The sequence below is a fragment of the Aerococcus suis genome, from assembly GCF_900176325.1.
Lineage (GTDB): Bacteria > Bacillota > Bacilli > Lactobacillales > Aerococcaceae > Aerococcus > Aerococcus suis.
Window position 1 is genome coordinate 25,118 of record NZ_FWXK01000001.1, and the last position, 19,881, is coordinate 44,998.

A 19,881-nucleotide genomic window follows, 5' to 3' on the forward strand; every position below is an offset into this window, starting at 1 on the left:
GTGGAATTAAATGAAAAAATGACCTTTTTTGATGAACAGGTCATGAAAGAAGCTAATGCGAATATTGACCAACAACTGGAACAATATCGTGAAACATTAGAAAAAGATTATGAAGACTATAGTCGTAAGCTTGAAGCTTCTGTCACTGATCGTTTAGATAACGAAAAAACAGCCATTCACAAACAAAACAACAAAGAAATTTCACAAACACAAATTAAACAACAACGTGATCTTTATGTGGAAGAAGAAAAACTAAAAAAATCTTTATTTAACTACTTTAAAGATGAAATGAATCAATATATGCAAACATCAGAGTATATTGAACAATTGCAAGCGATGATTCACTCAGTGGAAGAATTTGCTGATGATGAAGATTTTATTGTTTATCTAAATGAAACAGATAAAGACAAGCTTCCTCAATTAACCATTAATAATCATGGCGAGTTAAAAGTATCAGACCGTGATTTTATTGGTGGAGCTCGTGGTGTTTTAACGAAACGTAACATTCTAGTCGATTATTCATTTTCAACGTTATTAGCGAATGAAGAGGATAATTTTGTTTTGAAGGAGGTAGATGCTGGTGACCGCTAAAAGTCAAATATATGCTATTTCAGGACCTATCATTAAAATCGCTGGCCCTACTGAGTTCTCAATGCAAGAGATGGTCTATGTCGGTGATGACCAATTGATTGGTGAAATTATTGGTATCACAGATGAAGAAACGACCATCCAAGTTTATGAAGAAACAGCTGGTTTAACGCCTGGTGAGTGGGTTTATGGTACTGATTTGCCAATGAAAGTCCAACTAGGCCCTGGCCTATTAAATAATATTTATGATGGGATTGAACGTCCACTAAAAGAAATCGAAAAACAATCAGGTTATTTTATTAAACGTGGCGTTAATGTTAAATCCTTAAATACCGACAAAAAATGGCCAATTAAAATGAAAGTATCTGTTGGTGAACATGTACGTGGTGGATCAATCATTGCTGAAGTTGATGAGACAGCTGCCATCACTCATAAAGTAATGGTTCCACCAAATACAATAGGAGAAGTCATTGAAGTTGTTCCAGATGGTGACTATTCAATCGAAGACCCATTAATTAAAATTAAACAATTTGATGGCACGATTACACCAATTAAAGCTTACCAAGAATGGCCAATTCGTACACCTCGCCCTGTTGCTGAACGTTACGAAAGCAATATTCCTTTACTTACTGGACAACGAATTATTGATTCCGTCTTCCCAATTGCTAAAGGTGGTACAGCGGCAATTCCTGGTGGTTTCGGAACAGGTAAAACAACAATGCAACATCAAATTGCCAAATATGCCGATGCTGATATTATTGTCTATATTGGTTGCGGAGAACGTGGTAATGAGATGACCGAAGTTCTTGAAGATTTCAGTAAATTAATTGACCCGAGAACGAATGCCCCATTAATGGAACGGACAGTCCTTATCGCGAATACTTCTAACATGCCCGTTGCCGCTCGTGAAGCGTCAATTTATACAGGATTAACAATTGCGGAATATTATCGTGACATGGGATATGATGTTGCTATAATGGCCGATTCTACCTCTCGTTGGGCAGAAGCTTTACGTGAATTATCTGGACGTCTTGAAGAAATGCCTGCCGAAGAAGGTTTCCCCGCTTACCTAGCGAGTCGAATTGCAACTTTCTATGAACGTGCTGGTTTCATGCATAATCTCAACAATTCTGAAGGTTCTGTTTCAATCATCGGTGCCGTATCTCCTCAAGGTGGTGACTTCTCTGAACCAGTTACTCAAAATACCAAACGTTTCGTACGGTGTTTCTGGGGATTAGATTCAAACCTTGCCCATTCTCGTCACTACCCTGCTGTTAGCTGGATGAATAGTTATTCTCAATATGTGAATGACTTAAGCGATTGGTATAACAAAAATATTTCAGAAGATTTTGTTGCGAATCGAGCAGAAATGGTTGCCTTATTACATGAAGAAGATCAATTAATGGAAGTCGTAAAATTAATTGGTTCTGACGTATTACCCGATCACCAAAAATTAGTATTACAAACAGCTAAAGTTTTACGTTTAGGCTTCTTACAACAATCTTCATTCCATAATATTGATGCGGCGGTTCCAATGAAAAAACAAGCTAAAATGTTAGAAGTTATTCTATACTTACATCATCGAGCAAAATCATTAGTACAATGGGGAATGCCGATGACGTATATTGCGAAATCACCAATTTTTAATCATGTCATTAATATGAAATTTGACGTTGAAAATGATGATGATGAGAAATTCCAAGAATACTTTGATGAAATCGATGCATTCTATGAAAAAGCAATGGAAGAAAATGGCTAAGGAGGAAGTTTAATGGCAATAGAATATTTAGGTTTAGATTCCATTGAAGGCCCTCTAGTTGTCGTTGATGGAGTTAGAGGCGCTGCATACAATGAAATCGTACATTTTCGTGTAAATCGTCAAGAAGAAAAATTAGGTCAAGTAATCGCAATTGAGGGCGAACAAGCTATGGTCCAAGTCTTTGACTCGACAACTTCGATGTCATTAGATAATACTCATACAATGTTTTCCGGCCATGGAATGGAAATCGAACTATCCCCTGAAATTCAAGGGCGTGTATTTGATGGTATCGGTCGTCCAATTGATGATTTAGGTGCTATCCATTCCAACATTAAACGTGATGTAAATGGTGCGCCATTAAACCCTGTTTCTCGGATTTATCCTCGTGACTATATCGAAACAGGATTTTCAGCAATTGATGGGTTAATGACATTAATCCGTGGTCAAAAGTTACCTATTTTCTCTGGAGATGGGATGAGCCATAATGAAGTAGCTGCTCAAATTGTTAAGCAAGCAAAATTAGGTGAAAATTCCGACGAAGAATTTGCTGTGGTTTTCGCTGCAATGGGAGTTAAACACGATGTGGCTGACTTCTTCCGTCGTCAATTTGAAGAATCAGGCGCAATGGACCATGTGACAATGTTCGTTAATTCAGCAGATGACCCTGTTATGGAACGTTTAATTACTCCTCGTGTAGCTTTAACTACTGCTGAGTACTTAGCTTATGATCTAGGGAAACATGTATTAGTTGTTCTAACAGATATGACATCATTCTGTGAAGCGTTACGGGAAATTTCAAGTGCTAAACAAGAAATTCCATCACGTAAAGGATATCCTGGTTATCTTTATTCTGAATTAGCAACTATCTATGAACGTGCTGGTATTGTTGAAGGACGACCTGGTTCAGTTACCCAAATTCCAATCTTAACTATGCCTAACGATGATATTACGCATCCTATTCCTGACTTAACAGGTTATATTACAGAAGGACAAATCGTTTTAGATCGTTCCTTAGAAGGAAAAAATATCTTCCCTCCTATTAATGTCCTACCATCACTCTCTCGGTTAATGAAAGACGGTATTGGTGAAGGCTTTACGCGGGAAGACCACGGTGATGTTTCTAACCAATTATTTGCTGCCTATTCAGGAGCAGCGGAAGCAAAAAGTTTAGCTTCTGTTATTGGTGAAGAAGAGCTTTCTGATATTGATAAAACGTATTTAAATTTCGGAGAAAAATTCGAAAATCAATTTATTGGCCAATCTCAAGATGAAACACGTTCAATTGTAGATACACTAGATATGGGTTGGGACTTACTTCGTCAATTCCCTAAAGATGAATTAACTCGTATGGATACCGAAATCTTAAATAAATACTACGATAAAAATAGTCAATCAACATCAGAACAAGAGCCTCGCGAGGCAGGTGAAGATTAATGGATGTCAATAGTGCCCCAACTAAAGGGAACTTAATGCAAATCGAAAAGACTCTCGATTTATCTAAAAATGGCTATCAATTAATGGACCGCAAACGGATGATCTTAATGAATGAATTAGTGAGTCTCCTAGATAAAGCTAAAAGTATTCAGAAAGACCTTCATGATGCGTATCAAGAAGCCTATTATTACTTAACTTTAGCTGGATACGAAAACGGAATGTTAAATGTCCATGATGCATCAGAAAATGTCAAAATAACTGATGCTTTAGAGATTAAAGTGCGTAGTATTATGGGTTCTGAGGTCCCCGAACTCCGGTTTAATCAGCCTGATATCTTACCTGCTTATTCATTTTATATGTTAACGATGGCAGTCGATAAAGCGAGAATTGCTTTCTGTAAAGTGAATGAGTTACAAATTCAATTAGCTCAAGTTGAAAACTCTGCTTATCGCTTAGCGAATAATATGCAAAAAACTCAAAAACGAGTGAATGCGTTACAAAACGTGACAATTCCACAACTAGAATCCGCACAAAAAGTCATCAGTGCCGCTCTAGAAGAAAAAGAACGTGAAGAGTTCACTCGACTTAAAGTCGTTAAACGTATATTAAATGAAAATTAAAAAGGTAAAAAAATCCACTAGCCATTCGACTAGTGGATTTTTTTATATTAGTTAGAACCTTGAAAAGCGAAAACAGTTTTTGAATCGTATAATTTCATCACTTTTTCTAAAACAATTTTAGCAATCAAGCCTGCAATGATTGGCACAACAAACCAGGAAATAATAATTAGTGGAACACTTAGCCCTGCATCAAATGAAGCTAACGGTCCAACCAAACCAACTAAACCAAACCCAGCTGATTGTGGTGTCCCACTAACAGCAAATAATGCGACTGGAATTGCCGATACAACAGCTGTTACTAAAATTGGTAACATAATGATTGGATACTTAAATAAGTTAGGCATCATTAACTTCATAGCTCCAAGACCAACAGCTAACGTTACTCCACTCTCATTTACTTTCCAAGAATGAATAACCAATACAATTGTTGTTGCTGCTACACCCATAGCGGCTGCTCCAGCTGAAATACCTTGTAATTGAATAGCTAACCCAATAGCCACCGTTGATACTGGTGTAACAATTAATAAGGCAAATGAACAACTAATTAAAATCGCCATAATAATTGGTTGGAGATTTGTAAAGCTATTAATCACACTTCCAAGTGCACCAGTTAGAGAAGTTATAATTGGTAAAATAAGTAAACCAAGCATGGCCGCGCCACATCCAATTAAAATTGGCATCGCAATAACTGCAACAGATCCAAACTTATCTTTTACAAGCATTAATAGAAGTACAGCGATGGCAGCAGTAATCATGGTGTTAATTAAATCACCAGTCCCTGCCCCTATATATGCCCCGATTTCAGGGTTAAAGGCTACCACTCCCGAACCGACAAAAGCAGCGCCAGCTGTTACCATAATTTGCATCGGTTGCATACCAAATTGCATGGCAATTAAAGCACCAATTAATAACGGGGTGGCCATTTGGAAAATTAAGGCTACTTGAGAAAGCATAACTGCTAAAGGAATATCAGTAAAATATTTTAAAATACCTGATAATACCGCATTAGGGATTAATCCAATCACAACCCCTGTTGCTGTTCCTCCTAAAACCTTATTCAAAAACAATTTAGGCGTCATATTCTTCTGTGTCATATTGAATCCTTTCTTTCCATTTCCTTTTTTATCTCAATTTATTTAGCACCTAGTAACTCTTCTTTAGTATGAATTAAGCGAGTTAAGAAATCATTATATGGTGTCGCGATACCATATTTTTTGCCTTTATCTGCAATCGCACCATTAATAAAGTCAATTTCAGTTGAGCGATTATTTTTAATAAGATCTTGATACATAGATGGATAATGTAATCCAATGGTTTCAGGATTATAACATTCCTCAACATGAGCAATCATCTCTTCACGAGACATTTCCACATCTTCTGCTTGAGCAATTGCAACAATTTCACTCACTAATTGTTGAACAATTTCACGATTAGCTTCAGTAGCGCCTAATTCTGCCATATTACATTCTAATAATGAACATAATCCATTCATTGTTCCATTGACACATAATTTTTTATAGATTAAATAGAAAATGCCTTTTTCATATACACCATTAAGTCCAGCTTCATTGAAAATATCAATAACTTCATGAGCACCCGAAACTGCTGCATCGCTTTTACCTAAATTCAACAAATTAACCGAACCATCACCAAATAATTTAGGGCGTCCTGGACCCTCTAATCCAGCTGTCCACATCGTATTTCCAATAATAATTTGGTCTTCATCAAAATAACGACGTAAAATATCTTCATAACCAATTCCGTTTAATAAACATAAAACACGCGTTTCATTATGGGTATAAGCTTGTGTTTTTTGTAAAGTTGCTTCCAACTGCATAGCTTTAGTAAAAATAATCAATAAGTCTGCTTTTAATTCTGGATCAACAGCATCTTCATGATATGCCTCAATTGGTTGTTGAATTTCTTCTCCATTATAGTTAGCGATAATACCATCTTTTTGTAAAGCTTCAACATTTTTATCCCAACCGTCGATTAACGCCACATCTTGCCCAGCTTGTTTCAACATAAAGCCGAAACGACTCCCCATAGCTCCTGCACCAACAATAACAATTTTCATTTTTATCTTTCCTACTTTCTCTTAAGAAATATTTGATAGGGATATATTAGCATAGTATTTCACAAATAGATACGGTTTTTGGCTTTTTTATGAAAAAATATTATATATTTACACTTCTCCCCTCTAAAACAGTGATTTTATCGCATTCATTTTGCTTTTTTATATGTGAAATCCTTTACAATAATATAATATTATATTGTGAATTGTCTAACAACTCAAACAAATAAAAAAGCGAGACCAGATTGTCTCGCTCATTTAATACCGCATATCACTTGTTAATCAAGATCTGTATTGTAGTAAACGTTTTGAACGTCATCGTCATCTTCTAATTTATCGATTAACGTTTCAAATAATGTTCGTTTTTCATCACTTAAAGGAATTTTGGTTTTCGGAACCATTGTCAATTCGTTAGAAGCAAATTTAAACCCTTGTTCTAATAATGCATCACGAACATCGGCAAAGTCATCAGCTTCGGTATAAATTTCAAAAACATCATCTGAAGTTTGTAAATCTTCAGCTCCTGCTTCAATAACTGCTTCAAACATCTCATCTTCAGTAGTATCAAGATCTTCACGTTCAATAGCGAAATACCCTTTACGATCGAACATATAAGCTACTGAACCAGATTCACCTAATGATCCACCATTTTTATTAAAAATTGTCCGTACATTAGTTAAAGTACGCATATTATTATCAGTCAACGTTTCAACATACACAGCAATTCCATCAGGACCGTAGCCTTCATAAGTGATTTCTTCATAGTCTTCACCGCCAGCGGTATTAGATCCTTTTTCGATTGCCCGTTTCACATTGTCATTTGGCATATTTTCAGACTTCGCTTTGTCCATTACCATCCGTAATGCTGGGTTTGAATCCGGATCAGGTCCACCTTGTTTCGTTGCCATATAAATTTCCCGTGATAATTTTTGGAAGACTTTGGCACGTTTTGCGTCGGCATCGCCTTTTTTATTTTTAATCTTGCTCCATTTATTATGTCCAGACAAGAGAATACCTTCTTTCATTAAGAAAAATTTGCACTCTTTATTATAGCAAATCTACTAATCTATCGCAATTTAAGCTTTGGGTACCATAACAGAAAGTTTACTTGGTAAAATCGATAATTCAATCGGTAATTCTGGTCCTGGATCCCCGTCAACATTTGTTTCCATCTCTTTTTGACTTTCAGACAGAGCGATTTTTATTTGTTCCCCAGTTTCATACCAAGCATCTTTTGCTTCAGAAATATCCCCATTGATAAGTCCTTGGAATAATTCATGAACAAGTTTTAGGGTATTTCTTCCTTGAAGCGCTAAAAAGTGAATTTTCCCATCATCAACTTTAGCCTGTTTAAACATTTTTTCAAAGCCACCAACACTATTCGTTAATCCGATGACAATTGCCTCAGCTTTTAAATTCCGATAAGTCGTTCCATCTATCGTCACATCATAATACGCACTATCTTCTTTAATAGCTGCTTGCACACCATCTTTTAAATAAGCTAAAAAGCCAAAATTCGATTTTTCCTCTGATGACGTGTGATTAACTGCGTGAGGAATGGCACCAATACCAACAACATTCATAAAATATTGGTCATTAATTTTTCCAACGTCAAGAGGTTGTAGTTGATAATCTTTTAATCCTTTTATAGCAGCAGAAATTTCTTTAGGAAAACCTAATGCTCTCGCTAAATCATTGACTGTTCCCATTGGTAAAAAACCAAAAGACATCGGATGATCTAATGCCGCCAATCCATTGATGGCTTCATTAACCGTTCCATCTCCTCCGACGACAAAGTAAGCCTCAGCGTCCATTTCTTTCGCATCATCTACAAACTTTGTCGCATCACCTTCCCCTTCAGTATATTTAACAGTAACCTCGCCAAAGTGTTTCGCTAAAATTGGTTCAATTTCAGTTTGAATATTTTCCGCTTCTCCTTTTCCAGCACTAGGATTAATGACTAATAAACATCCACTCATATTGTGCCTCCTTTGTCGTTCTTTGGACTATCTAAAAATCATTTGCTCATTATGGAATATTAAGAAAATGAGTTTGTATAGTCACAATCATTTATATTTGCTATAATAATAGCATTAATTTGGCTTTTTGTATAAGCTAATCCAAAAAATTAGAGGGTTATATATGAAGAAAACAGCTTGGAAAAATCATTCTTTCACTTTTTATCTCAACGTTTTTTTTAAAGCGTTAAAACGTTTTTTTAGCATTATACTAATCATTCTTTTAGTTTCACTTCTAATAGTTACAGGCATTGGAGCGGGATACTTTGTTGGTCTCGTTGAAGATACTCCAATACCTGATAAGCAAGAATTTGCTTCTGCAATTAATAATATGGAAGAAAAATCCACTCTTACGTTTAATAATGGTGATGATATCGGAACACTGCGTACAGACTTAGTGCGAACGAATATTCCATTATCAGACATCAGTCCTAAAGTTGTCGAGGGATTGATTTCAACTGAAGATGAAAATTTCTTTAATCATTCAGGAGTCGTTCCAGCAGCTATCATGCGTGCTCTAATTTCTCAAGTAATTGGTGGCAATCAGTCTTCTGGAGGTTCTACAATTACCCAGCAATTAGTTAAACAACGTTTATTAACGAATGAAGTTTCTATGGAAAGAAAAGCAAAAGAAATTTTATTATCTTTACGTTTAGAATATTTCTTCTCTAAAGAACAGATTTTAGAATCTTATCTCAACGTATCACCATATGGACGTAATCATAAAGGTGAAAATATTGCAGGTATTGAAGAAGCTGCTCAAGGTGTTTTTGGTGTTTCAGCTAAAGAGTTAAACTTGGCACAAGCAGCTTATCTCGTCGGAATGCCACAAAATCCATACTCATACACTCCTTATAATCAAGATGGTGCTCTTAAATCTGACGATGAATTAGACTATGGGTTAACCCGTAGTCGTGAAGTGCTTAACCGAATGTATTTAGAAGATATGATTTCTAAAGCAGAGTATGATGAAGCGAAAGATTATGATTTAAAAGCTGATTTCTTAGGTCAAGATACGAGTGAAGATGATGACAATAATGATGATACAAGCGAAGACTATCCATTCTTATATCAAGCTTTAGAAAAAGAAGCCTCAGAAATTATTTATAATCATCTGATTGAAGCAGACGGTCTTTCAATTAATGAGGTCAATCAAGATGAGGAACTTGTTAATAGTTATCGTCAAGAAGCTGACTCTATGATGAGAAATAACGGATTAACGATTCAATCAACGGTTGATGGTGACATCTATGACACGATGAATCAAACAATTAACGACTATTACCAGTCATTTGGTCCTGTCTATTCAGGTAATGAAACTGATGATGAAACGGGAGAATCACAAGATATTAAAGAACCTGTTCAAAATGGTTCGGTATTAATCGAAAATCATACGGGACGCGTATTAGGATTTATTGGTGGTGTCGATTTTGATATGAGTCAAGTGGATCATGCTTTCTCAAGTCGGCGGTCTCCAGGTTCGTCACTAAAACCACTGCTTACTTATGCTCCAGCAATTGAAGAAGGTATCGCCTTCCCATCAACTCCATTAGCGGACACTTACATGCGAGCTAAACAAGCTGATGGTAGCTACTATGAGCCTTCGAACTTTGGGGTAAATATTTCTCATGATTTTATTACTGCTCGCGAAGCATTAGCTCATTCATTAAATAATCCAACCTTGTACTTATATAATGAATTATTAAAACAAGGCGTAGATGTTCAAAGTTATATGAAAAAACTTGGGTTAAATCAAGGCATTTCTGATGATGAATATGAAAATATTGCCTTATCTTTAGGAGGAACCTCGACTGGACCAACTGTAGAAGAATTAGCTGGTGCCTTCGCCACATTCTCAAATGATGGTCAGTACATCGCCCCTTACTTAATAGAATCTATTACTGATAGTAATGGACAAGTGATTTATAAACACGAAAGTAAACCTGTTCAAGTCTTCTCGCCTGATACCGCCTATATTACTAGTGATATGTTGCGGGATGTTGTAACTGATGGTACCTGGTCTCCATATCAAGGACAATTAAATGATGGTTATGATTGGGCAGTTAAGAGTGGGACTTCGGAAGACTTTAGAGACTTATGGGTATCTGGCTCTACGACTAACGTCACAATGACCAGTTGGATTGGTTATGATAATATTACCGAATCGCGTAACTTATATGATGATGCTTCACCAGATACGTATGGTCAACCTGGTGCTCGACACGCCAAATATTGGATTGCTTTAATGAACGATTTAAGTGCACAATACCCTGATATGTTTGGTGCTAATGAAACGCGTCGTCAACCGGAATCTGTCCATGAAGAATCCGTTGTCACTAAAACTGGTACTAAACCAGGAGCTTTCCAAGGTCCATATGGTACGTCTTATGACATTAGTAGTAATGTTGAAATGACAACCGACCTATTCCCTGGTGATGCTAATCCACCTAAAGCTCAATTCCCATTTGCTATCGGAGGTAAAGTAGATGAGTTAATTGATGCACTAGAAGATTATCGTCAATCTGGTAATTCTGATACTGAAAATACTGTTCAACAAATTTTATCTGATTATCAAAAACGTCGCCAAGAAAATGAAGAAGCTAGACAAGCATTGTATGATGCCAATAGTCAAACAGATTAAAATAAAAAAAGCCGATTAGTCGAATAACTGACTAATCGGCTTTTTTTTTATATCTTATAGAGAAGAGCCACGTTCATGAATTTCATGAGGTAGAATTGCTCGTTGAGTTAATTCTTCCCCATCTTCATCTGCTTTCCCCATTAATTTTGTTAAAATACGCATTGATACAGCTCCCATATCATATAATGGTGGTTCAATACTTGATAGATGAGGACGAACTAAGTTGACTAATGGTGAGTTATTTGAAGTCATCACTTGGAAATCTTCAGGAATGCGAATTCCTCGATCAAGTAGCCCATTAAATACGGTAACTGCTAATTCATCACCAACAACAGCTAAGGCATCTGCACCTGATTTTGCAATATCTTCAGCCACTTTATAGCCATCTTTGAATCGAGTATCTTGAACTTTAAATAATAACTGTTCATCGACTGTCATACCTGCTTCTGACAATGCGGCTTTATAGCCATCAAAACGATCGGTGTTTTCATCGAAATAAGGTTTAGCAGCTAAAAAAGCAATTTTTTTCGCCCCTTTAGTAATTAATTTTTCAACACCATCTTTAAAAGCTTGAGTGTAATCAATATTAACGGATGGAATTTTGTTTTCCGGATCTGTTAAACCGGCTAACACAAATGGTGTTCTAGACCGTTCGATCTCTTGGCGAACAGTATCGGGAATATAATGTCCCATATAAACGACACCATCTACTTGTTTAGCTAAAATATTGTTTAACACATCTTCTGGAGCTTTATGATCAGCATTAGCTAAGATAATATTGTAGCCATACATTGATGCGACATCATCAATGCCTAAAGCTAATGAACTAAAGAATAAATTCGTCACATTAGGAATAATAACACCCACTGTAGTGGTTTTTTTAGAAGCTAATCCACGTGCCACAGCATTTGGACGATAATCTAATCGTTCAATGACTTCCATTACTCTTTTTTTAGTCGCTGGGCGGACATTTGTATTTCCATTTACCACCCGCGAAACAGTTGCCATGGAGACTTCAGCCTCCCTGGCAACATCATAAATTGTTACCGTTTGTTTTTCCATTACTATACATCTCCAATTCTATTGAAAATTTGATTTAAATATAGCACTTACATTTCACCAATGCAAGCGTTTGCTTTCCTATTGATTTACGTTTTCATCAACTTTCATAGTTTAGCAGTACAAATTTAAAAATGCAAGAGGTAATTTAAAAATTTTTTCTTATTATCACTTTTTTAACAAAATAAAAAAGCTAGGATAATATCCTAGCTTTTAGCTTATAAATTACTTACTATTTATTTGCTTCTTTTTTAGCTTGGTCAGCTTCTGCTTTCGCTTTGTTAGCTGTTGCTTTAGCATCTTCAGCTGATTTTTTAGCGGCTTCTTTTACAGGTTTTGATGCTTTTTCAGTTTTTTTATTTGCTTCTTGTGCTTTTGCTTTACCATCAGCAACTTCTTTATCGGCTTCTTTTTTAGCATCTTTTGCTGTTTCTTTAGAATCTTTGTATGCTTTTTCAACTTCTTCGCGAGCAATTTGGTATTCTGCATTTGCGTTATCGCTTGCTTCTTGTAATTGTACTTTTAAGTTATCAGCAGACTCACGTAAATTAGCGCGAATATCATCAGCAGCTGATTGAGCAGTATCACGAATAGCAGAACCTTTTTCAGCAGCAATGTCAGCGTAATCCATAGCTGTTTCACGCATAGCATCTACTTGATTATTTAAATCAACGCGTAATTCTTTACCTGATTTAGGTGCGAATAATAATGCCGTTACTGCAGCAGTTGTTCCTCCGATAATTGCTCCTAATAAAAATGAACTTGTATTTCCTTTACCCATAAATAATCCCTCTTTCTAATTAAAATGCTTTGGATTCAGATTTTTCGTTAGCTTTGCGAATTTGACGTTTTTTTACTAATGCTTTCGCAGATTTACCTACTTTGGCGACACCACTAACGCGCGTTCCTGTTTGACGAGCAACATCTTCATCCGTTTTTTCATCATCATCTGATTTAAATTCATCAACTTTGGCATTAGCTGTATTTGTTACATTTAATACTAAATCACGTGTGGAGTCGTTAACGTCTGAGACTGTAATCCCAATTTCTCCAATCGCTTTAAACAATGGATCAATTTGTGATACTTTTCCGTTAACATCATTTAATAAGACATTAGATTTATTAAGTAACCCTTGTGCTTCAAGAGAAATACCATCTACATCTTTACGTAAAATAGCAATGGTTTCGTTAGCCTCTTTCACAGTATCCGTTACTTCGCTTACGGTTTTAGTCACTTGGCGAAGGAACAAAATAATGAATACTACTAAGACAGCAAATGCAACAGCAGCAATAAGCGCAGCTATTTGGCCTCCTGTCATCTCTACACCTCTTCCTATTATGCATGATAAGATAAATTATACAACAAGTTTACCATTTTTTGAAAGGCATTACAAAGATAACTATCGGCTTTGGAAAAAATAATCGATTTTTGGTAAAATACTATAGATAAAGGAAGGAGACCTGTTATGACCCATTTTTATAATCGAATCGTTAACTATTTTAATAATCTAGATATAGAAGGAATTTTTGATCTTGTCATTTCACGTGGCGTCCAACTTATTTTCACAATTATTTTACTCTCACTCTTGCGGTGGTTTGCTGAGCGATTAGTGAGTATCTATTTTAATCGCAATAATATTTCTGAAAAAGCGAAACAGCGTCACCTTACATTAAAAAAATTATTAGATAATATTATTCAATATACTTACTATTTCTTCTTAGGATATTCCATCCTAGCCATTCTCGGGGTTCCTATTGCAACCTTATTAGCTGGGGCTGGTGTTGCCAGTGTCGCAATTGGTTTAGGTGCTCAAGGTTTTGTTAGCGATATGGTCAATGGGCTATTTATCCTTCTAGAAAGACAATATGATGTTGGTGATATGGTAACAATTAATGATTATGAAGGGTTTATTACTAATATTGGTATGCGCACCACAGTATTGCAATCTGTAACGGGTGCTGTTCATTTCATTCCTAATCGTAATATTTTAGAAGTGACCAATGAATCCAGATGCCCTCGTCGTACAGAAGTCGATCTTGTCATTGATCCAGATGTTAATATGGAAAAATTAAATGCCGTTATTCATGAAACAGTAGAGGCTTCCTTACCAAATCACGATTTAACAGAAGCCCCTGAATATTATGGTGTTTGTCGTGATTTAGATGGTCGTTTAGTCTACCGGGTACGTTTTATGTGCATTAATGACCATCAATGGGATGTAGAAACCTACTACTATGAACTCTTAACTAATGCTTTAGCTAAAAACGGTATTGAACAACCAATTGTATTAAGCACTAAACAAGTGACAACGAGATAAAAAAGTAACCCTCAAGAGGCCGTTAAAAACAACTCTTGAGGGTTTAATGATATCTGACTTTTATCCGATTTCAGAAAGATCAATTGGTTGATGGTTTCGTTGATAAAATTGAACCGCTAGTTGATTATCCTTCCATTCAACAACCGCATAGGATGGAAATGGATATTGTCCTCTAGGTAATCGAACACTGCCAGGATTTAAGACATTGATACCATCCGTTTCATGCCAATCCATAACATGAGTATGCCCATAACAAACCAATTGCGCATCATTTTGTTTTGCTAATTGAATCAATTCAGCGTCTGAATGATGAACATTTAAAAGGTGGCCATGAGCAACAACGATATTCCCTTCTTCAGTTGAGATGACATCTGAATCTTTAAAATCATAAAAATCCATGTTGCCTCCAACTGTATGATAGACGCCCCAAATTGTATCAGCATTTGATAATTCCGAGTCACCACAATGTACAAAAAGGTCGATACTATCCTCATATTTCATATATAATTCATTTAAAATATCACTATCCCCGTGATTATCACTGACTACTAAAATTTTCATGATATTGTTAACTCTCCTGATTCTAATGCTTTTTGTAATTTTTGCATCGCACGACCACGATGACTAATTTTCCCTTTTTCTTCTGTAGTCATTTCAGCGGTTGTCTGATTAAATTTAGGAACATAGAACAAGCTATCATAGCCAAATCCATTGTTTCCTTGCTCGTTCGTAAGAATCATTCCTTCAAGCGTTCCCTGAAATTCAGCTACTTTTTCCCCTTGACCATTGGCAACAACTAATACACAGATGAAACGACCTTGCCGTTTTTCCTCAGGAACCGCAGCTAAATCCGACAATAATTTACGTCGGTTAGCAGCGTCATCTTTCTCAAGACCCGCATAACGTGCGGAGTAAATACCTGGTGCACCATTTAAAGCATCTACTTCTAATCCAGAATCATCTGCAATAACCGGTAAATGCAATATTTTAGCTGCTTCAGTCGCTTTAATCGTCGCATTTTCCACAAAAGTTGTCCCTATTTCAGGAATATCACCAACTTCTGGATGATCTAATAAGGTTTCTACTTTAATTTTGTAAGGAGCAAAAAATTCTTGGAATTCTTTTGCCTTGCCAGGATTCCCTGTCGCAATCACTACTTTATCCATTTACTCATCTCCTTCTAGTTCATTGAGTGACACATGTTTTGTAGTTATCGGTTTTTCTAACCATTCTGCAGCAATTTCATCAAACATTTGAGCAGATCCAGTAGTAAAAAATTGATAACTTGTGTCATTCTCTTCGTTGGAGGCTTCAATATTTTCGTACGATAGTATATAAGACACCTCACTAATTGTTTCTTTTCCAGAATCTATCAATGTCACCCCATCACCCATTGTCATCTGAATAATATCAGAAATAATAGGGAAATGCGTGCACCCTAAAATTAAGGTATCCACTTGTTGGTCAATCATTGGTTGTAACTGTTTTTTTACAACTTGTTTAGCTAACGGTGAATGGTATTCATGACTTTCGACTAAATTAACAAAACTTGGACAAGCTAAAGAAGTGACTTCTAAATGAGCGTTTTTTTGCCATAAAAAATGTTCATAGAAGTGACTTCTAACGGTTGTTTCTGTCGCAATTAAGCCAACCTTACCGCTCACTGTTTTACGATTGGCAGCTAACGCTCCTGGTTTAATCACACCAATGACAGGAATATCTAATCTTTCTTGTAAAACTTTAGCTGTCACTGCCGTTGCTGTGTTGCAAGCTATCACTAGCATTTTAATATTAAATTTCAATAAATAATCGACGAGTTGTGTCGTATAAGTTAAAATTTCTTCATTCGTCCGTGGCCCATAAGGACACCGGGCATTATCCCCAATATAAATCAATGACTCATGAGGTAATTGTCGCATCGCTTCCTTTACGACCGTTAATCCACCAACACCTGAGTCAAGAATTCCTATAGGTTGTTTCACGTTCATTTCCTCCAATAAATCTCATATGATACAATTATAGCAAAGAATAATTCGCAATAATATTATGATTATCTTACTTTTAGGAGGATTAATATGAATATCGCTCTAATCGCTCACGATTCTAAAAAAAGTTTAATGATTGATTTTGCGACTGCTTATCAAAACATTCTCAAAAATCATGAACTCTACGCTACCGGAACAACTGGATTACGCATTATGGAAAATACTCAGTTATCAGTGCATCGCTATCAGTCTGGTCCTCTCGGTGGCGACCAACAAATAGGAGCCGCTGTCTCACAAAACGAAATGGATTTAGTAATTTTTCTTAGAGACCCTCTTGCTGCTATGCCACATGAACCTGATGTTAATGCTTTAATTCGTCTATGTGACGTATATAATGTTCCTTTAGCAACCAATATTGGAACAGCTGAAGTTCTTGTCCGTGGTCTAGATGCCGGTTTAATGAACTGGCGTCCAAATTATGAACAAGGAAATTTCAATAAAGATATTTTAAACAATCTTGCTAACGGCCAAGTGAAATAAAAAAAGCCTCATCAGTCTAGTCAAATACTAACTGATGAGGTCTATTTTTATAGATATTGATCTAATACTTGTTCTAATTTTTCTTTTGGTGTATAGCCAACTAATTGTTCGACCACTTCACCATCTTTTTTAATCATTAATGTTGGAATTGACATAATATTAAAGTTTTGGGCTGTTTCAGGATTTTCATCAACATCCATTTTTGTGAACTTGACTTGGTCCCCCATGTCATCATCTAACTCCTCAACAACTGGTGATTGCATCCGGCATGGGCCACACCATGTTGCCCAGAAATCGATAAGAACAACGCCGTCTTTTGTTTCTTCTGTAAAGTTTTGATCAGTAATTGCTTTTACCATAAGTGAATCCTCCTTTTGAAGCTATTGTAGCATCTTTCAAAATAATTCAGAAGCATTCCGCTTCAAGAACTTACACTCAGTCTTTAAACTTAGCAATCGTCGCTCCTTTTCCTCCCATATTATAGGGAGCAAATTCAAAACTTGCGACTTGAGGATGTTGACGTAAGTATTTTTGCACGCCTTTTCTTAACACGCCTGTCCCATGACCATGAATAATCGTCACTTGAGGATGATTGGCTAATAGCGCAGAATCAATAAATTGATCTAAACGGACCATTGCTTGCTCATAGCGTTCTCCGCGTAAATCCAATTCTGTTTTAACACTTTTAGCATGAGCTGCTTTGACACCAGCTCGTTGACGTTTACCACTTTCTGGTTGGTTTTTAGTTTTAACTAACTCAATATTTTTTGAATCAACTTCAACTTTTAATGCTCCCATTTGAACCAACCACATGTTATCACGTTTCTCAACTAATGTCGCTGTTTGTTCATATGGTAAAATTTTGACTTCATCCCCTGCTTCTAACGTATGATGTTTTCCTTTTTGTTTTTTCGCTTTTTTAAGGACTTTATTTTTCCGTAGATTTTTCTCTTCTTGTGTCAAATCAGAAATTTCTTTTTGTTTTGCAATCATCTCATGTTCTTTTATCATTTCACCATTTGGATGATTTCGTTGCCACTCACGGATATCTCCGATTAATTGTTTGGCTTTCTCTTCCGTATCAGACACAATCACATTGGCTTCATGTTTTGCACGTTCTAGATATCGTTCTTTATCCGCAGACATTCGCTGATAAACTTCTTTAATATCTGCTAAAATACTATCAGCTTCTGCGATCTGTCCTTTCACCCACAATAGTTTATCTTCATAAGATTGGCGACGTTCTTCTAAATCTAATAACATCTCATTTAAAGATTGCGTTTCATTTGCCATCTCTTCTCGTGCTTCAGAAACAATTTCAGTGGGTAATCCTAACCGTTGTGAAATATCCAAAGCATTACTTCGACCAGGGACCCCAATTTGAAGTTGATACGTTGGTTGCAAGGTCTCTTCATCGAAAATCATACTAGCATTCGTCGCTACTGGATGATCAAAGGCATAAGCTTTTAGCTCTGGATAATGGGTTGAGGCTAATACCGATGCTTGTTGAAAGGCTAAGCGATTTAAAATCGCTTTGGCTAAAGCTGCCCCTTCTTTAGGATCGGTTCCTGACCCAAGTTCGTCAATTAAAACTAGTGAGTGACTATCAGCTTGGGCAATAATTTGAATAATATTTTTCATATGGCCGGAGAAAGTACTTAAACTTTGCTCTAACGACTGTTCATCGCCAATATCAGCATATATTTCATTAAATACGGCAATACGACTATCTTCATCAGCTGTAATATATAAACCAGATTGTCCCATTAGATGAAGAAGTCCAGTGGTTTTCAACGTAATTGTTTTACCACCCGTATTAGGCCCAGTGATAATTAACATATCATAGGTTTCATCGAAATAAATATCGTTAGCTACGACTTGATCTCTAGGGATAAACGGATGACGGGCAGCCCGTAAGGACAGTTGGTTATCATTTGCTAATTGTGGTCTCGTAGCTTGCTGTTTTTTTGCCAAACGATATTTTGCTTGCACAAAATCTAGATAACCTAAAATATAGGCATTGTGTTCAATCGCATCTAAATATGGGACCAACTCTTGTGAAAGTGCCATAAAGATACGTTGAATCTCATCTTTTTCTTGACTACGTAAACCGGTTAATTTATTATTTGCATCCACCACACTTTGAGGTTCGATATACAAAGTCTGTCCACTAGAACTTTGATCATGAACGACGCCTCCAAAGGCTGAACGATTTTCATGCTTAACTGGTAAAACGAAGCGATTATTTCGAATTGTAATGAGATGGTCTGATAAAAATCGTGCCTTATCGGATTTAATCAATTGGTTTAAACGAATGCGAATTTCTGCTTCTTCTCGTTTAATGCCTTGTCGTAAGCCTTGCAATTTAGCACTTGCCTCATCATAAACAGTTCCATCATCTGCAATCGCACGCGTAATTTGTTTAGTGATATCTCTAACATCGACTAGTTCATCGGCATACGGTAATAACGCTGGGATTTCAATGTCTTCCTCTTCAATTTTGGTAAAAAAAGCCGCAACTTCAGTTGAGGCACGTAACACTTTAGCAACTTGAGCGAGTTCTTTACCATTTAATGATGCTTCCATTGCTAATCGTTTTAAATGATGACGAATATTATTTAGTTGGCCAATAGGTAGCGTTAATTCGTGAGCGTTTAATTGCTTCACGTCATTTACTTCATTTAAAGATTGTTCAATTTCAGCTTGTTTCGTCATCGGTTCTAGCTTCAAGGCTCGTGAATGTCCTAATTCCGTTACGGTTTCTTTTGCTAGGTCACGTCTCATTTGATTAAAGGCAAGTGTTTCGTAAATTTTAGTATTCAACAAAATCCTCCTCTTAGTTTTA

Annotated in this window: 19 protein-coding genes; 7 read left to right on the forward strand and 12 right to left on the reverse strand. The window is 36.3% G+C overall.

Going from position 1 to position 19,881, the window contains the following annotated elements; genetic code table 11:
- From B8955_RS00160 to B8955_RS00175, 4 genes are read left to right on the forward strand one after another with little or no spacing between them, the layout of a single operon-like run.
- Entirely contained in the window at nt 1-591 is a 591-nt protein-coding gene (locus B8955_RS00160; RefSeq protein ID WP_084097659.1) for a V-type ATP synthase subunit E, read from the forward strand.
- Entirely contained in the window at nt 575-2,347 is a 1,773-nt protein-coding gene (locus B8955_RS00165) for a V-type ATP synthase subunit A (protein WP_084097660.1), read from the forward strand. Before B8955_RS00160 ends, B8955_RS00165 begins: the two co-directional genes overlap by 17 nt.
- A 12-nt stretch (nt 2,348-2,359) precedes the next feature.
- Entirely contained in the window at nt 2,360-3,781 is a 1,422-nt protein-coding gene (locus B8955_RS00170; protein WP_084097661.1) for a V-type ATP synthase subunit B, read from the forward strand.
- The gene (locus tag B8955_RS00175; protein WP_084097662.1) at nt 3,781-4,401 is read left to right on the forward strand and encodes a V-type ATP synthase subunit D; all 621 of its coding nucleotides are present in this window, start codon (nt 3,781-3,783) and stop codon (nt 4,399-4,401) included. The genes B8955_RS00170 and B8955_RS00175 overlap by 1 nt, the downstream gene beginning before the upstream one ends.
- Before the next feature lie 47 nt (nt 4,402-4,448).
- On the opposite strand, the gene B8955_RS00180 is transcribed toward B8955_RS00175, so the two are convergent.
- From B8955_RS00180 to B8955_RS00195, 4 genes are all read right to left on the reverse strand, one after another.
- Entirely contained in the window at nt 4,449-5,495 is a 1,047-nt protein-coding gene (locus tag B8955_RS00180; protein ID WP_084097663.1) for a PTS sugar transporter subunit IIC, read from the reverse strand.
- Nucleotides 5,496-5,533: 38 nt separating this feature from the next.
- Nucleotides 5,534-6,478 carry a 2-dehydropantoate 2-reductase gene (locus B8955_RS00185; RefSeq protein WP_084097664.1) on the reverse strand — a complete coding sequence of 315 codons (945 nt, stop codon included), beginning with the start codon at nt 6,476-6,478 and terminating at the stop codon, nt 5,534-5,536.
- A 275-nt stretch (nt 6,479-6,753) separates the two neighbouring features.
- Nucleotides 6,754-7,482, reverse strand: a complete 729-nt coding sequence (locus B8955_RS00190; protein WP_084097948.1) for a YebC/PmpR family DNA-binding transcriptional regulator — start codon at nt 7,480-7,482, stop codon at nt 6,754-6,756.
- A gap of 69 nt (nt 7,483-7,551) precedes the next feature.
- Nucleotides 7,552-8,454, reverse strand: coding sequence for a diacylglycerol/lipid kinase family protein (locus B8955_RS00195; protein WP_084097665.1), 903 nt, complete (start codon nt 8,452-8,454; stop codon nt 7,552-7,554).
- 163 nt (nt 8,455-8,617) lie between these two features.
- Here B8955_RS00195 and B8955_RS00200 point away from each other — a divergent pair, with 163 nt between their 5' ends.
- Nucleotides 8,618-11,134 carry a transglycosylase domain-containing protein gene (locus B8955_RS00200; RefSeq protein WP_084097666.1) on the forward strand — a complete coding sequence of 839 codons (2,517 nt, stop codon included), beginning with the start codon at nt 8,618-8,620 and terminating at the stop codon, nt 11,132-11,134.
- Between the two features lie 54 nt (nt 11,135-11,188).
- On the opposite strand, the gene ccpA is transcribed toward B8955_RS00200, so the two are convergent.
- The 3 genes from ccpA to B8955_RS00215 all read right to left on the reverse strand — a co-directional run bounded on the left by ccpA (nt 11,189) and on the right by B8955_RS00215 (nt 13,512).
- Entirely contained in the window at nt 11,189-12,196 is a 1,008-nt protein-coding gene (gene ccpA, locus B8955_RS00205; RefSeq protein WP_084097667.1) for a catabolite control protein A, read from the reverse strand.
- Nucleotides 12,197-12,425: 229 nt separating this feature from the next.
- Entirely contained in the window at nt 12,426-12,974 is a 549-nt protein-coding gene (locus B8955_RS00210; RefSeq protein WP_084097668.1) for a YtxH domain-containing protein, read from the reverse strand.
- 19 nt (nt 12,975-12,993) lie between these two features.
- A complete protein-coding gene (locus B8955_RS00215; RefSeq protein ID WP_084097669.1) occupies nt 12,994-13,512 on the reverse strand; it encodes a DUF948 domain-containing protein in 519 nt (172 codons plus the stop codon).
- Between the two features lie 147 nt (nt 13,513-13,659).
- Here B8955_RS00215 and B8955_RS00220 point away from each other — a divergent pair, with 147 nt between their 5' ends.
- On the forward strand, nt 13,660-14,511 hold the full coding sequence (locus tag B8955_RS00220; RefSeq protein WP_084097670.1) for a mechanosensitive ion channel family protein: 852 nt from the start codon (nt 13,660-13,662) through the stop codon (nt 14,509-14,511).
- A 60-nt stretch (nt 14,512-14,571) separates the two neighbouring features.
- Here the strand turns inward: B8955_RS00220 and B8955_RS00225 are convergent, their stop codons facing one another.
- Genes B8955_RS00225 through racE form a run of 3 tightly spaced genes read right to left on the reverse strand, consistent with a single transcriptional unit; the run spans nt 14,572 to nt 16,499 of the window.
- Nucleotides 14,572-15,072 carry a YfcE family phosphodiesterase gene (locus B8955_RS00225; protein ID WP_084097671.1) on the reverse strand — a complete coding sequence of 167 codons (501 nt, stop codon included), beginning with the start codon at nt 15,070-15,072 and terminating at the stop codon, nt 14,572-14,574.
- The gene (locus tag B8955_RS06950) at nt 15,069-15,677 is read right to left on the reverse strand and encodes an XTP/dITP diphosphatase (RefSeq protein ID WP_143238300.1); all 609 of its coding nucleotides are present in this window, start codon (nt 15,675-15,677) and stop codon (nt 15,069-15,071) included. Before B8955_RS06950 ends, B8955_RS00225 begins: the two co-directional genes overlap by 4 nt.
- On the reverse strand, nt 15,678-16,499 hold the full coding sequence (gene racE, locus B8955_RS06955; protein ID WP_143238302.1) for a glutamate racemase: 822 nt from the start codon (nt 16,497-16,499) through the stop codon (nt 15,678-15,680). It abuts the gene before it with no gap.
- 87 nt (nt 16,500-16,586) lie between these two features.
- On the opposite strand from racE, the gene mgsA reads away from it, so the two are divergent.
- Nucleotides 16,587-17,036: a methylglyoxal synthase gene (gene mgsA / locus B8955_RS00235; protein WP_084097672.1), complete on the forward strand. Its 450-nt coding sequence runs from the start codon at nt 16,587-16,589 to the stop codon at nt 17,034-17,036.
- A gap of 47 nt (nt 17,037-17,083) precedes the next feature.
- Here the strand turns inward: mgsA and trxA are convergent, their stop codons facing one another.
- Nucleotides 17,084-17,395 carry a thioredoxin gene (trxA, locus tag B8955_RS00240; protein ID WP_084097673.1) on the reverse strand — a complete coding sequence of 104 codons (312 nt, stop codon included), beginning with the start codon at nt 17,393-17,395 and terminating at the stop codon, nt 17,084-17,086.
- A 76-nt stretch (nt 17,396-17,471) separates the two neighbouring features.
- Nucleotides 17,472-19,859, reverse strand: coding sequence for an endonuclease MutS2 (locus B8955_RS00245; RefSeq protein WP_084097674.1), 2,388 nt, complete (start codon nt 19,857-19,859; stop codon nt 17,472-17,474).
- Nucleotides 19,860-19,881 lie beyond the last annotated feature (22 nt).